Origin of the sequence: Fodinicurvata sp. EGI_FJ10296 (assembly GCF_040712075.1) — a bacterium.
Lineage (GTDB): Bacteria > Pseudomonadota > Alphaproteobacteria > DSM-16000 > Inquilinaceae > JBFCVL01.
The window spans coordinates 456,882-471,608 of the sequence record NZ_JBFCVL010000002.1; the positions used below are offsets into that span (position 1 = coordinate 456,882).

The following is a 14,727-nucleotide window of genomic DNA, read 5'->3' on the forward strand; positions in this document are numbered from 1 at the left end:
CCTAGGCTGTGGTACGCTGCGACGCTGAGGCTGTTGCCAGACGTCACCACTACAAGCGCTCCACGGGAAGCGACCATGGATCTTAATGCTGTCAAGCGGTCTTACCGCCGATACGCCCCGGTTTATGATTCCACGTTCCGCTGGCTATTGGGCCAGAAGGGGCGCCGCCTTGCCGCCGATATCGCGAACGAGCGAACCGGACGCGTGCTCGAAGTCGGCGTCGGTACAGGTCTGACGCTGCCATTCTATCGCCGCGACCACGATGTAACCGGCATCGATATATCGCCGGAGATGCTGGAAAAGGCGCGGGAGCGTGCCGATCGCGATGGCCTTACCCATGTCCGCGACCTGCAGGTACAGGATATAAACGCGCTAACGTTTCCGGACGAGAGTTTCGACATCATCATCGCCGCCTACGTCATGTCCGTCGTGCCCGACGTTCACCAGGCGCTGCGGGAGATCGAACGGGTAACACGCCCCGGCGGAACCATCGTTTTCGTCAATCACTTCAAATCCAAGGTCGGCGCACGCGCCGCGATCGAGCGTGGCATGTCCCGCTTTGCATCGCAACTCGGCTGGCATCCGGATTTCGATTTCGATGACATGATGAAGTCGACGTCGCTGGAACTGGAAGATCGCCAGGACGGACTTCCGCCGCTCGGGCTTTTTTCGCTGGTCAAACTGCGCAAACCCGGCTGAACCCAAATTGCGTCTCGCCCGCCGAGAGCCGCCGCACCCGATCCCGGGTCTGCAGCGCGTCATTTCGTGGCCGCGCTGCGCACGTCCTACCCCTTTCACCTCCCCGGAAGCGCGAAGCGCTGTCCGGGGCCCACACGTTCCGGTGGAACACGGTCCGCGTTTCGCCCGCCGAGAGCAACGGCGCCCGGGACGATCCGGTAATGGGAATCGCAGCCCCTTGCCCCTGAAGAACAAATTGGTTGAACTGTATACACTCCCATACGTAAGGTGATGGCTACATCAACCGGCTTGGCAGACTCTTGCCCGAAGCACTCTTCTCGTATTCATGAGAATATGCCGGTGCGATCGGGATAGTTGTGCCGTACAGGCCGATCAATCGGTTCCGAAAACGGAATCCAGGGAGTGAGGAATTCGATGACGCTGGCCCAGCACGGACGCTACGACTTTTCCCCGATTTTCGAACGTCCGACCTATCAGTGGCCGGATGGAAATCGCCTTGCCGTATATTTCGCTATTAATATCGAACATTTCGAATTCGGGACTTTCCCGGGCTCGGATTTCACCGCCGTGCAGAATCCGCCCTATCACCGCGGCTATGCGTGGCGCGACTACGGCAACCGCGTCGGCGTCTGGCGCCTTCTTCAGCTTTTCGACGAGTTGAAGCTGCCCGTCGTGGTCAATCTGAACACCTCGATCTACAACCACTGCCCCCAGGTGCTGGAACCGTTCCGAAAGCGGGGCGACGAGATCGTCTGCCACGGCCGCACGAATTCCGAGCGACAGGCCGAACTGGACGAGGCCGGCGAAACCCGCCTGATCGCCGAGGCCACGGATGACTACAAGAAACACGAGGGTAAGCAGCCGGCCGGCTGGCTCGGTCCCTGGATTTCACAGAGCCCGGTAACCCCCGATCTGCTCAAGGAGCACGGCTACAGCTATATGATGGATTGGCCGGTCGACGATCAGCCGATCTGGTTCCGCACCCGATCGGGTCCGATCCTCTCCGTCCCCTACCCCAGCATGGAAGTGAACGACTCGCCGGCCTTCATCTATCGCCGCGTCTCGGAAGACACCTTCTCGGACATGATCGTCGATGATTTCGACGAGCGTCTGTATCAGGCCGGTGACTATCCGCTGGTCTGTCCGATCGCCCTTCATACTTTCATCGTCGGACAGCCGCTGCGGCTGCGGCGCCTGCGCCGGGCGCTGGAGCATATCGCGCGCTATCGCGACCGGATCTGGCTGACCCGGCCGGGTGCGATCGCCAAACACGTTTCCGGCCTTCCGGCCGGCACTGTTGCAACGGTCTGAGGTATGGCATCCGGCGCCCGCAGGCTGCACGACGGCGATGGCGATCTGGTCGACCGGATCCATACGCTGGCCCGCTGGCCCGCCGGACTTGATCCGACGGCCATCCCCGACGCTGCGAAAAGCCGGGCCGCCCTGATCGTCGCCGACGATATCGGCGCCATGGCGGCCGGCACCGTGGTCGGTGAAGTCGCCGCTTTGCACCGGCTGGTGTCGACGCGGCCGGGCGAACCCGAAGCTCACCTCGCCGGGACTGATCTTCCCCCGCTTCGCCGGGAAGAGGCCGCGTTCGCCAACGCCGTCGCCGCCAACTGGTGCGAACTGGACGAGGGCTATCGCCCCATCGCCTGCCATGCCGGGCTCTATACGGTCCCGGCCGTGCTGGCAGAAGCCGAAGCCACCGGCGCCTCAGCCGCCCTGGTGCTCGAAGCGGTGATCGTCGGCTACGAAACGGCGACCCACCTCGCCCGCTGCTTTGCCGGACCGGAACTGATCGTTCATCCACACGCCGGGCTGTCGGCGATCGCCGCCACGGCCGCACTCGCCCATATGCGCGGCTTGTCGGCAGACGACCGCGTGGCAGCCATGGGCGCGGCGGCGACCCTTTCTGCCCCCGGCCCCTGGAGCCACGCTATGGGCGGACTGCAAATCCGCAACGCCTGGGCCGGGCATGGCGCGACAACGGCTTTCAGAACCCTGACCGCGGTCGAAGCAGGCATGGCGGGCGATGCCGCTGGCGTTGTTGAAGTTCTGAGCGATGTCATGGGCGCGCGGGACCGGCAGTCGGTCGACCCTGCCGCGCTGGTTGATGATCTGGGTACCCATTGGGCGGTGACCGACGGCTATCACAAGATCTATGCCTGTTGCCAGTACGCCCATGCGGGCATTCACGCCGCGCTGGAAATCCGTGCCGGAATGACCGACGACGATTGGCTGGCTGAGATCGAAGCGATCGAGGTCGCAACGCACCCATTGGCTCTGATGCTGGCGGACGCTGAGCCGGCAACCGATCTGGCGGCCCGTTTCTCGCTGCCCCATGCCATCGCCGTCGCGCTGTTGACCGGCCGCGCGGACGCGGCCTCGTTCGCCGCGGATCGGGTGAGCAATCCGCTGATCGCACGCCTTCGCCGTCTGGTCAGGCTGTCGGAATTCCAGCCATTGCCAGCGCCGCCGATGGATCGGCCAGCGCGCGTCACGGTCGTGCTTTGCGGCAATCGCCGGTTAAGCGCGCAATGCGACAGCGCCCCCGGAAGCCCCGACTGTCCCTTGAATCGTGACGCCGTTCTGGCAAAGACGCGGGCGGCGATCGATGGCCGTAACCCGGCTTTGGTGGCATGGACCGCAGCGCTTGCCACGCTGGAACCCGACACCCTGACCGCTCGCGTTCCGCCGCTTGCCTCCCCAGCCAATTACCCGACCAGTCACCCGGCCCTTCGCCCGGCCGGTTGATCCACACTGCACCTTGACGGGAAACGCGACACCATGGCGCTGTTCGATGCGATCTATCTATCCGATGAAATGCGCGGCATCTTTTCCGCCGAAGCAACGGCACAGGCCTGGCTCGACGTCGAAGCCGCACTCGCTCGGGCACAGGCTGAAATCGGTATGATCCCGGCCTCCGCGGCGGCGGCGATCACGCGCGCGGCCCGGACATCAGATCTCGATCTGGCGAAGCTAGACGCCGATACCCGGGCATTGGGATGGCCGATCCTGCCGCTTGTGCATCAGTTGTCCGACCGGTGCGGCGACGATGCCGGCGGCTATGTCCATTGGGGCGCCACGACCCAGGACATCATGGACACCGGACTCGTGCTTCAGCTTCGCGCCGCCTGGACGGTCATCGACCGGGACCTCGGCGCCATTCAGGAAATCCTGATCGACCTTGCCCAACGGCACCGTTCGACGCTCATGGCCGGCCGGACCCACGGCCAACATGCCCTGCCGCTGACCTTCGGCTTCAAGGCCGCTGTCTGGCTCGACGAGATGACGCGCCATCGCCATCGAATGGCCGAAAGCCGTTCCCGCGTCCTGACGCTGCAATTCGGTGGTGCCGTCGGCACACTGGCGTCGCTTGGCGATGACGGACTTGCCGTACGGGCAGCACTGGCGCGTGAACTGGGGCTGAGCGAACCGGTCATCAGCTGGCACGTATCCCGCGATGCGCTGGCCGAAGCGTATGGACTGGCCGCCGCCGCCGCGACGACGGCGGAAAAGATCGCCCAGGAAATCTGGCTGCTGATGAAGACCGAAATCGGCGAGCTGGCCGAACCCGCCATTCCGGGACGCGGCGGCAGCAGCACGATGCCGCAGAAGCGCAACCCCGTGACCTGCGAACTGGTCGCTACCTGTGCCGCCGCCGCGCGCCGCGACGCCGCCGCCAGTGTGGAATCCATGCGCCACGATCACGAGCGCGGCATGGGTCCGGCGCACCAGGAATGGTATCTGACGCCCACGGCGATCCCACGCGCCGGCACCGCCCTGTCACTGATCAAGTCTGTCCTGGCAGATCTGATCGTCGACGCCGACCGGATGCGCGCCAATCTCGATATCACACAGGGTCTGCTGTTGGCCGAGGCCGTGATGATGGAACTGGCACAGCGGACCGGACGCCAGAAGGCCCATGTCCTGATGAAGGACGTATGCCACCGCGCCATCGCCGAGAACCGGCCGCTCTACGATGTCATGGCGGAGACAACAGCCGTGACAGACGTCTTGACGCCGGACGCCCTTGGGGCCTGCCTCGACCCGGCAAACTATCTGGGAACGGCGGACGCCATGATCGACCGGGCGATTGCCGCGGCCCGCAGGCCGATCCCTCACAAAGCTCACCAGAACAATATGGAAGCATAACTCACATGCGGCTCGATCTCACTGACCTCGACCCCGACCAGATCTACAAGGTCCTTTCCGGGGTTGTCGTCCCCCGACCGATCGCCCTGATCACGACCGTCTCGGCTGACGGCATCGTAAATGCGGCACCCTACAGCTTTTTCAATGTGTTGAGCGACGATCCGCCCCTGGTGGCAATCGGCATTCAGAACAAGAAAACGGGCGGCCCGAAGGATACGACCACGAATATCCGGACGACCGACGAGTTCGTTGTCAATCTGGCCGACGACACCCATGCCTGGAACATGGTTATCTGCGGCTCGGCGGTGGCCGAGGACGTCGATGAAATTCCCCTCGCCCGCTTCACCACCGCGCCATCGACCCATGTGAAACCGCCGCGCATCGCCGAATGCCCCGTTTCGCTGGAATGCCGCCGATACATGATGCTGGAACCGGGGAGCCGGCGCACTATCGTCATGGGCCAGGTGATCGCCGTTCATGTGCGCGACGACATGATCGACCGCGAAACACTGCGCGTCGACGGCGAAAAGCTGGGGCTGATCGGTCGGCTCCATGGCCCCTATTACGCCAGCACCCGAGATTATTATGCTATGGCCATTCCTCAGCCCGAGGATGTTCTGTCCGGCAAAGTGTTCGAAAACCCGCCGGAGGGTCCGAATAAACGCTGAAGCCTGCATTGCTCTGGCAGGACCGGGTTCCGCCTCCCCTTGATCGCCGCCCCCGACCCGGTCATCGGTTCCGATCCGGATGAGCCCGTTTCGCGTTTCTCCGCCGAGAGCCACGGCACCATATCCCGGGTCGGCAGCGCGTCACTTCGCGCCGCGCTGCGCACGGGAATCGGTTAGGGTGGAAGCGCGCCACACCCCCCATTCCAATCCCCGGACGCGGTGCGGTATGAAATACCGCTCCGCAGAGCCGGGGTCGCTATCCCCTTGAGCCGCCCCTATTTCGCGGCAGCGCGGAGGCCGCTGATCGTGGCACGCGGGGAGATGGTTTCCTGGTCGGTGACCAGTTCGATGAGGCCGACGCCGTCGCCATCACGCACACGGGCGAGCGCATCGGCGAACATGTCGGTCCGGGTCACCCGTTCCGCACGGGCACCGAACGAACGCGCCAGGGCGACGAAATCGGGGTTGACCAAGGCGGTGCCGCTAACCCTTGTCGGATATTCGCGTTCCTGGTGCATGCGGATGGTGCCGAACATGCCGTTATTGACAATGATCACCGTCAGACTAGCGCCATACTGAACGGCGGTGGCCAGTTCCTGGATCGTCATCATGATGTCGCCGTCGCCCGCCCAGCAGGTCACCCGCCGCGACGGATCGACGATGGCGGCGGCCACCGCGGCCGGCAGGCCGTAACCCATCGCGCCGCTGGTCGGGGCAAGTTGCGTGCGATAGCCCCGGTACCGATAGAAGCGATGCAGCCAGGCGGCGAAATTGCCGGCACCGTTTGCGAAGATGGCGTCCGGACCCTCGGTTTCCGACAGATGGCGCACGACCGCCGACAGGTTCACGTCGCCGACCATCGGCTGTTCGTCCTGCCACGACAGATAGGATTGATGCATCGTCGCCGCGTCGCCGGACCAGGCCGGATCGCCAGCGGGCGGCGGCAGTGCGGCAAGCGCCTCGGCTGCCGCCAGCGGGCTGGCCGCGATCGGCAGGGCGGTGTGGTAGACCCGGCCCAGTTCTTCGGGATCGGCATGGATATGAACGATCGACTGGCGCGGCAGCGGCGCCTCGACGACGGTGTAGCCGCCCGTGGTCATTTCGCCCAATCGCGGCCCGAGCACGATCAGCAGATCGGCTTCCTTGACGCGATCGACCAGCGCCGGGTTCGCGCCGATGCCGACGTCACCCGCGTAGCAGGCATGATCGTTGTCGATATAGTCCTGGCAGCGGAAAGACGTGCCCACAGGCAGCGACCATGCCTCGGCAAAGCGGCAGACCGCATCGCGCGCCGCCGGCGACCACCCGCCGCCGCCGACGATCAGGAACGGCTTGTCTGCTTCGGCCAGACGGTCGCGCAATTCGGCCAGATCGGCTGCCGACGGTGCGGCATCGGCCTTGCGCGCCGGCGCGGCTGGGCGGCATTCCGCCTCGTCGATCAGCATATCCTCCGGCAGGGCCAGCACCACGGGACCCGGGCGGCCGTTCATCGCGGTGCTGAAGGCGTGCCCGACCATCTCGACCACCCGGTCGGCCCGATCGATCTGGGCGGCCCATTTGGTCATCGACGGGAATACCCGCCGGACGTCGAGTTCCTGGAACGCCTCGCGCTCGAACTCGCCGGTACCGACCTGCCCCATGAACAGAATGACGGGCGTGCTGTCCTGCTGCGCGGTATGCAGACCGATCGACGCGTTCGTCACGCCCGGCCCACGGGTCACGAAGACGATACCAGGCCGCCCGGTCAGCTTGGCATAGGCCTCTGCCATGACGGCGGCCCCGCCCTCCTGTCGGCAAACGACCAGGCGAATGGCATCGCCGACGTCGTGCAGGGCATCGAGCACCGACAGATAACTTTCACCAGGAACGCAGAAGACCGTATCGACGCCGTTTCGGATCAATGTATCGACGAGATGCCGCGCACCGGTACGCGAAATCGGGGCGGGACGACGATCATTGCTTTTACTGGTCATGACGCGGGCTTCCGAAGTTGTTGTCTGGCGCAGTTATTGTCTGGCAATCGGCGCCGAATGGGGCGGTTCATTCATTCCGAAATTCGGCTGTGGCAATAGCACGGCTTGCCGACTCTGCCAATCCACGTAGCGCGTGCCCCGCGCATACGCCCGTCAACCGTCACGGGACCACAGCGCCCGGCCAGCCAGCAGACGACCGGCCGAGACGCGGCCGCCGATCCGATAACATAGCTCGGCCGGATCGGCGACCGACCAGAACGCAAGATCCGCCCGCATGCCCGGCGCAACCACACCACGGTCGTGCAGTCCCAGCGCGGCGGCGGCATGTCGGGTCACGCCGGTCAGCACTTCTTCGGTCGTCATCCGGAACAGGGTGCAGGCCATGTTCATGGTGGTCAGCAATGACTCGATCGGCGAACTGCCGGGATTGCAATCGGTCGCGACCGCCATCGGCACGCCGTGTCGGCGGAACGCGGCGATTGGCGGGCACTGACTTTCCCGCAGCGTGTAGAAGGCGCCGGGCAGGAGGACCGCGACTGTGCCGGCGGCCGCCATGGCCTCGGCGCCAGCCTCGGTCGTATACTCCAGATGATCGGCCGACAGCGCATTGAACCGCGCGGCCAGGGCGGCCCCGCCCTGATCGGAAAGCTGATCGGCATGCAGCTTGACCGGCAGGCCGCATGCCGTTGCCTGCTCGAACACACGCTCGACCTGGCTGGGGGAAAACGCGATCGACTCGCCGAAGGCGTCGACGGCATCGGCCAGCCGCTCGCTGGCGATCGCAGGCAGCATTTCTTCGACCACCAGGTCGATATAGGCGTCGGCGCGATCCCTGTATTCCGGAGGGACGGCATGCGCGCCCAGAAAGGTCCGGCGGACATCGACCAGAGTCGGCGCACCAATCCGGCTGGCGACCGCCAGCATACGCCGCTCGGTTGCCAGATCCAGGCCATAGCCGGATTTGATCTCGACGGTCGTCACGCCTTCTGCGGCCAGGGATCCGACCCGCTTCATGGCGCCCTGGAACAGCGTATCTTCGTCGGCGGCGCGGGTCGCCGCGACGGTGGACGCGATACCGCCGCCGGCGCGGGCAATTTCCTCGTAACTGGCGCCGGCAAGGCGCAGTGCGAATTCCCGCGCCCGGTCACCGCCGAATACTAAATGGGTGTGACAGTCGATCAGCCCCGGCGTGACCCACATCCCACTCATCCGCCGCGTCTGCCGCGCCAGCGTCTCTGGCGCGCCCGGCAGGTCGGAACGACGCCCGACCCATGCAATCCGCCCGTTGTCGACGGCGATCGCAGCGTCCCTGATGATGCCCAGCGGCCCAGCCTCCGGGATTCCGTCGGCAGATCCCTCGTCGACTCCTAGGGGGGGTCCCTCACTGGCCATGGTCGCCACGTTGAGGTCGAGCCAAAGTTGTTCCCACATGAAAGAATGCTCCCCGGTCCCGGCCAAACGTCGCCCCTGTCGAGCGGCCATTATGGGCCCGGCGGACCGAAATCCGTCAATAGGTGGCGAGAAGCCCTTGAGACCCGGGTGCACCGGCGTTTACCATTGGATTGACGGTCAGAGCATGACGCGTGTCGACCCGGATCGGAGTTTGCATCACCGGATGCATCGCTTGACAGGAACTCCGGATGCGGCGGGACTGTTCTTCCCCAACAACGATAGCGGCCAGGACAATGTGTGGACTCTTCGGTGAAATTCGCTTCGACGGCCAGGCGGTCGATCCAGGGCCGTTGTTCAAGGCCGGCCGCGCCATGGCCGCGCGGGGGCCCGACGGCGCGGGCCTGTTCCAGAAGGACGGAACAGTCCTTGGCCATCGCCGTCTGCGCATCATCGATCTGAGCGAGGCCAGCGCCCAGCCCATGGTCGACAACGAGTTGGGGCTTGCGATCGCATTCAACGGGGCGATCTACAACTACAAGGAACTGCGCGCAGAGCTTGAGGCCAAGGGCTATCGGTTTTTCGCCAAGGGCGACACGGAAGTCATTCTGAAAGCCTATCATGCGTGGGGACCGGACTGCGTGAAGCGCTTTCACGGCATGTTCGCCTTTGCGATATCGGAACGGGAATCCGGACGGCTGGTACTTGCCCGGGACCGCCTTGGCATCAAGCCGCTCTATTATTCCGATCAGCAGGGCGGGATGCGCTTCGCCTCGGCGTTGCCGGCACTGGTCGCGGCCGGCGGCATCGATACCTCGATCGATCCCGTTGCCCTGAACTATTATCTTTCCTTTCACGCCGTCGTTCCGGCGCCCTACACGATCCTGAAAGGCGTGCGCAAACTACCGCCCGCGACCGTCATGGTCATTGAGCCCGACGGCCAGCGCAAGTCCGAGACATACTGGTCGCTGTCGTTCGGACCGCAGCCGGGCGACGAGGCGCTGAGCGCGGCGGACTGGGAAGACAAGACGCTTGAGGCGCTGCGGCTGGCCGTGAAGCGGCGGCTGGTGGCCGATGTCCCGGTGGGCGTGTTGCTGTCCGGCGGCCTCGATTCCAGCCTCATCGTCGGACTTCTGGCCGAACAGGGGGTCACCGGCCTCGAAACGTTCTCGATCGGCTTCGAGGCCGTCGGCGGCGAATCCGGCGACGAATTCAAATACTCAGACCTGATCGCCGAGCATTTCGGCACCACCCACCACAAGATCCCGGTAGAGACCGATCAGGTGCTGCCCAACCTGCCGAAATGCATCGGCGCAATGGCCGAGCCCATGGTCAGCCATGACGTCATCGGTTTTTACATGCTGTCGCAGGAGGTCGCGAAACACGTCAAGGTCGTCCAGAGCGGCCAGGGCGCCGACGAGGTTTTCGGCGGTTATCACTGGTATCCGCCGATGATGGAAACCAATGACGCGATCGGCGAATATGCCTCCGTCTTCATGGATCGCAGCCACGATGAATACCGCCGGACCGTCGCCGACCGCTTCCATGGCGATGATCACGCCCGCGCCTTCATCGAGGCACAGTTCGCGACGCCGGGCGCCGACCGCCCGGTCGACAAGGCGCTGCGCATGGACACGACGATCATGCTGGTCGACGACCCGGTCAAGCGCGTCGACAACATGACCATGGCCGCCAGCCTGGAAGCCCGCGTGCCGTTCCTCGATCACGAGCTGGTCGAACTCGCCGCGCGCATGCCGGCGGAACTGAAGCTGGCCGATGACGGTAAGGGAGTTCTGAAGGCGATCGGACGCCGCATCATCCCGTCCGAAGTCATCGACAGGCCAAAAGGATATTTCCCCATGCCGGCGCTGAAATATCTGCGCGGCCCCTATCTCGATATGGTGCGTGACGCTGTATCGTCCGAGCGCGCGGTGTCGCGCGACCTCTTCCGACGCGACATGCTCGACACCCTGCTCGACGATCCCGATGCGCATATAACGCCGCTGCGGGGGTCGAAACTCTGGCAACTGGGCCTCTTGCAGCTTTGGCTGGACGAACACGGCTTGTGAGCCAAACCGCCGCGCCCGGAGGGCGGGTGTCCATGATTTCGAAACGGAACCCATGCCGATGAGCAGTAGCCGCCAGTCCCGATCCACTCCGCCGGCGTCCCATCGCCTGGAAAAGATGGCGGTGGGAACGGTCGTCGGTCAGGGCAATCTCAGCCGCCCGGAGCGCGGAACGGGCGCCCGCCCCAACGCCGTGCTGGATTGCGGCTGGGGGCGTCTGGTATTCGCCCACACATTTGCCGACAACAAGGCGGTTGCCGAAACCCTGTCGCGTGAGCGTGAAGGCCACCGCGATATCGGCTTCTATGTGCGCGAGCCGCATGTCGTACTCTCGTTCGCACCGCTGGAACTGTTTCTGGATCCGTCCCACACTTATCGGCTCTGGATGTCGGAGTACCGGCCCGCCCGGCGCCGCAGCAAGGGGTTCTATATTCGTCCGGTTTCCACGCGCGAGGAAATCGAATCGATCAACCGCATCTATGCCCATCACGGGATGATGACCGTCGATCCCACGTTCCTGTGGAACAATCGCCGGTCGCGCAAACTCTGCTATCTGGTCGCCATCGACGAGAACACTGAAGACGTGCTGGGCGTCGTCATGGGCGCAGACCATCGATACGCCTTCGATGACCCCGAGAACGGTTCCAGCCTGTGGTCGCTCGCCGTCGATCCGCAGGCCCGCCACCCCGGCATCGGCGAAGCCCTCGTCCGCCGGCTTGCCGAACGCTACAAGGCGCGGGGCCGAACGTTTCTCGACCTGTCGGTCATGCACAACAATGTCGAGGCGCAGGCCCTGTACGAGAAACTCGGCTTTCGCCGCATCCCCGCCTTTACGGTCAAGAAGCGCAACATGATCAACGAACGGCTCTACACCGGCCCCGAGATCGAGGAAACCTTCAACCCGTACGCGCAGATCATCATCGACGAGGCCCGACGTCGCGGCGTCGCGGTCGAGCCGATCGATCCGGCCGAAGGGTATTTCCGTCTTTCGCTGGGCGGGCGGGCCGTCATTTGCCGTGAAGCCCTGACCGAACTGACGACCGCGATCGCCATGAGTCGATGCGACAACAAGGCCGTGACCCGGCGCCTCTGTGCCGAGGCGGGGCTTCGCGTACCGGCGCAGACCGTGGCCGGGCAGTCTGAATCGAACATCCGGTTTCTGGAGAATTACGGTTCCGTCGTCGTCAAACCGGCCCGGGGCGAACAGGGCATGGGAATTTCGGTCGATATTCGCTCCCCGGATGACCTTGAGGCCGCGATCGAGACCGCAAAAGCCTTCTCCGACAAGGTGCTCCTGGAACAGTATTGTGAAGGTGACGATTTGCGAATCATCGTCATCGGCCGCGAGATGGTCGCGGCCGCCATTCGCAAACCAGCGACCATTTTCGGCAACGGCAATGACCCGATCCGCACGCTGATCGAACGGCAAAGCCGGCGGCGGGCCAAAGCGACCTCCGGCGAAAGCACGGTCCCGATGGATCAGGAGACCGAGCGCTGCATCGAACTCGCCGGCTATTCCATGGAGTCGGTGCTGGCGGACGGCAAGGAGCTGCGGGTCCGCAAGACCGCCAATCTGCACACCGGCGGAACCATCCACGACGTCACCGACCGCATTCACCCAACCCTGGCCGAGGCCGCGTTGCGTGCCGCCGAAGCGATCGATATTCCCGTTGTCGGCATGGATCTGATGGTCCCGGACGTCGAAAAGGACGACTACGTCATCATCGAAGCCAATGAACGTCCGGGACTGGCCAATCACGAGCCGCAGCCGACGGCGCAGAAATTCGTCGACCTGCTGTTTCCGCAGACCGTAGTCCGGCCAGCCGACATCGCGGCCAGACGTCAGGAGCGTGATCCCTACTCGCCCTGATCATTGTCTTGGGAACGATAAACCCGTTCAGGTAGCATTTCCGGCTTTTCATCCGCAGCAATCCGTGCCAAACGCCCTCTGATAATCGAAAGCGGCGATGAGGATGGATGGATGCGGACGGAACAGCCCTCCCCACCATTGACGATACCGGCGGTCGCGAGCCGCAAGGGCAGGACGCCCCTTGTATGCCTGACTGCCTATACTACCCCTGTGGCGCGAATCGTCGACCGTCACTGCGACATTGTTCTTGTCGGTGACAGCGTGGGCATGGTGCTGCACGGGCTGCCGTCGACGCTGCCGGTGTCGGTCGACATGATGGTCCTGCACGGTCAGGCGGTCAGGCGCGGCTTGAAGCGGGCGCTGATGGTGGTCGATCTGCCGTTCGGCAGCTACGAGCAAAGTCCGCAGCAGGCTTTCGACACCGCAGCCCGGATCATGGCTGAAACCGGCTGTGCTGCCGTCAAGCTCGAAGGCGGCATCCCGATGGCCGAAACCATTGCCTTCCTGTCCGCCCGGGGCATCCCGGTCATGGCCCATGTTGGCCTGACGCCGCAATCCGTCCATCGCTTTGGCGGATACGGGGTTCGCGGTCAGGATGAGGAGGCCGAGAGCGTGGCCCGGGACGCCGCCGCCGCCACACGCGCCGGCGCGTTCGCTGTCGTGCTGGAAAAGATACCGGCACCGCTGGCCCGTTCGATCACCGACACTGTCCCGGTGCCCACGATCGGCATCGGCGCTTCGGAAAACTGCGACGGACAGATACTGGTGGTGGACGATATTCTCGGCACGATGCCGGAACTTTCCCTTCGCTTTGTCAAACGCTATGCCACGATCGGGGCCGAGACGGATGAGGCCGTCGCCGCCTATGCCGACGATGTCCGGCGTAGGCGTTTTCCTGCCGAGGAACACGCTTTCGGCACCGGTGCTTCGCAGGATGGCGACCGGTGACGATACCCGTCGTTCACAACGTTGCAGAATTGCGGGCGATGACGGCCCCCTGGCGCGATCGCAAGGCCATTGTCGCCATCGTGCCGACAATGGGGGCCCTTCATGACGGCCATCTCAGTCTGGTACGGGCGGCGCTTGACCGCGCCGACCGGGTCATCGTCTCGATCTTCGTCAATCCGAAGCAATTCGACCGTAGCGACGATCTTGCCGCATATCCCCGGACATTGGACAATGACCTTGCGGCCCTGCAATCGGTCGGCCCGCATCTCGTTTTCGCACCGACAGCAGAAGCGGTCTATCCGTCAGATTTTTCGACTACGGTTTCTGTAGCGGGCCCCGGCTGCGATTTGTGCGGTGCGCAACGGCCGGGCCATTTCGATGGCGTCTCGACCGTGGTCGCCAAGCTTTTCCTTCAATCGGGCGCGGATCTGGCCTTTTTCGGTGAAAAGGACTATCAACAGCTACTGGTCGTCCGCCGTATGGTGCGCGACCTCGACATTCCGATCGAGGTGATCGGCTGCCCGACCATCCGCGAAGCCGACGGTCTCGCCCTCTCCTCACGCAATGCCCGGCTCTCGCCCGGCGATCGGCGTATCGCCCCATCACTGGTCCGGCACCTGCGCGCCGCCGGCGACCGGATAGCGGCCGGCGATGCTGTCGAAACGGTACTTTCCGACTCGAAGGCCGCGCTCATTGCCGAAGGCTTTCGAAAAGTGGATTATGTGGAATGCCGCTCAGCCGACGACCTGCGGGTTCCTGCACGCTTCCCGGGCCCACCGAACAGCCCCGTCCGTCTTCTGGCGGCGGCGTGGCTCGGCGACGTCCGGCTGATCGACAATCTGGCCGTCGCACCACCTGCGGATGAGCCGGCCGCTTGAGAACAACATTTATTGCCAACTTCTTTTGAGCCCGATGGACGATCTGGTATCGCATCCGATCGGCAAACTGGGCTAGGA

At 64.2% G+C, this 14,727-nt stretch carries 11 protein-coding genes; 9 read left to right on the plus strand and 2 right to left on the minus strand.

The genetic code is table 11. The features are described 5' to 3' along the window. The first annotated feature begins 75 nt into the window (after window positions 1-75). From ABZ728_RS05545 to ABZ728_RS05565, 5 genes are all read left to right on the plus strand, one after another. Window positions 76-699, plus strand: a complete 624-nt coding sequence (locus ABZ728_RS05545; protein ID WP_366654926.1) for a methyltransferase domain-containing protein — start codon at window positions 76-78, stop codon at window positions 697-699. A 414-nt stretch (window positions 700-1,113) separates the two neighbouring features. Continuing rightward, the gene (locus ABZ728_RS05550) at window positions 1,114-2,010 is read left to right on the plus strand and encodes a polysaccharide deacetylase family protein (RefSeq protein ID WP_366654927.1); all 897 of its coding nucleotides are present in this window, start codon (window positions 1,114-1,116) and stop codon (window positions 2,008-2,010) included. Between the two features lie 3 nt (window positions 2,011-2,013). Continuing rightward, the gene (locus tag ABZ728_RS05555; protein WP_366654929.1) at window positions 2,014-3,456 is read left to right on the plus strand and encodes an MmgE/PrpD family protein; all 1,443 of its coding nucleotides are present in this window, start codon (window positions 2,014-2,016) and stop codon (window positions 3,454-3,456) included. 33 nt (window positions 3,457-3,489) lie between these two features. Next, window positions 3,490-4,857 (plus strand): adenylosuccinate lyase family protein, encoded by a 1,368-nt coding sequence (locus ABZ728_RS05560; RefSeq protein ID WP_366654930.1) that lies wholly within the window; start codon window positions 3,490-3,492, stop codon window positions 4,855-4,857. Between the two features lie 5 nt (window positions 4,858-4,862). Next, window positions 4,863-5,525, plus strand: a complete 663-nt coding sequence (locus tag ABZ728_RS05565; RefSeq protein WP_366654931.1) for a flavin reductase family protein — start codon at window positions 4,863-4,865, stop codon at window positions 5,523-5,525. A gap of 275 nt (window positions 5,526-5,800) precedes the next feature. Here ABZ728_RS05565 and ABZ728_RS05570 read toward each other — a convergent pair whose 3' ends face one another. Both ABZ728_RS05570 and hutI read right to left on the minus strand, forming a co-directional pair. Continuing rightward, window positions 5,801-7,498 carry a thiamine pyrophosphate-binding protein gene (locus ABZ728_RS05570; RefSeq protein WP_366654932.1) on the minus strand — a complete coding sequence of 566 codons (1,698 nt, stop codon included), beginning with the start codon at window positions 7,496-7,498 and terminating at the stop codon, window positions 5,801-5,803. A 153-nt stretch (window positions 7,499-7,651) separates the two neighbouring features. After that, window positions 7,652-8,929, minus strand: a complete 1,278-nt coding sequence (gene hutI / locus ABZ728_RS05575; RefSeq protein ID WP_366654933.1) for an imidazolonepropionase — start codon at window positions 8,927-8,929, stop codon at window positions 7,652-7,654. Between the two features lie 254 nt (window positions 8,930-9,183). Here hutI and ABZ728_RS05580 point away from each other — a divergent pair, with 254 nt between their 5' ends. The 4 genes from ABZ728_RS05580 to panC all read left to right on the plus strand — a co-directional run bounded on the left by ABZ728_RS05580 (window position 9,184) and on the right by panC (window position 14,649). Continuing rightward, window positions 9,184-10,956, plus strand: a complete 1,773-nt coding sequence (locus ABZ728_RS05580) for an N-acetylglutaminylglutamine amidotransferase (RefSeq protein ID WP_366654934.1) — start codon at window positions 9,184-9,186, stop codon at window positions 10,954-10,956. Window positions 10,957-11,014: 58 nt separating this feature from the next. Further along, window positions 11,015-12,823 carry an N-acetylglutaminylglutamine synthetase gene (gene ngg, locus ABZ728_RS05585; RefSeq protein WP_366654936.1) on the plus strand — a complete coding sequence of 603 codons (1,809 nt, stop codon included), beginning with the start codon at window positions 11,015-11,017 and terminating at the stop codon, window positions 12,821-12,823. A 111-nt stretch (window positions 12,824-12,934) separates the two neighbouring features. Continuing rightward, window positions 12,935-13,771, plus strand: coding sequence for a 3-methyl-2-oxobutanoate hydroxymethyltransferase (panB, locus tag ABZ728_RS05590; RefSeq protein WP_366654937.1), 837 nt, complete (start codon window positions 12,935-12,937; stop codon window positions 13,769-13,771). Further along, window positions 13,768-14,649: a pantoate--beta-alanine ligase gene (panC, locus tag ABZ728_RS05595; protein WP_366654938.1), complete on the plus strand. Its 882-nt coding sequence runs from the start codon at window positions 13,768-13,770 to the stop codon at window positions 14,647-14,649. Before panB ends, panC begins: the two co-directional genes overlap by 4 nt. The last annotated feature ends 78 nt before the right edge of the window (window positions 14,650-14,727 follow it).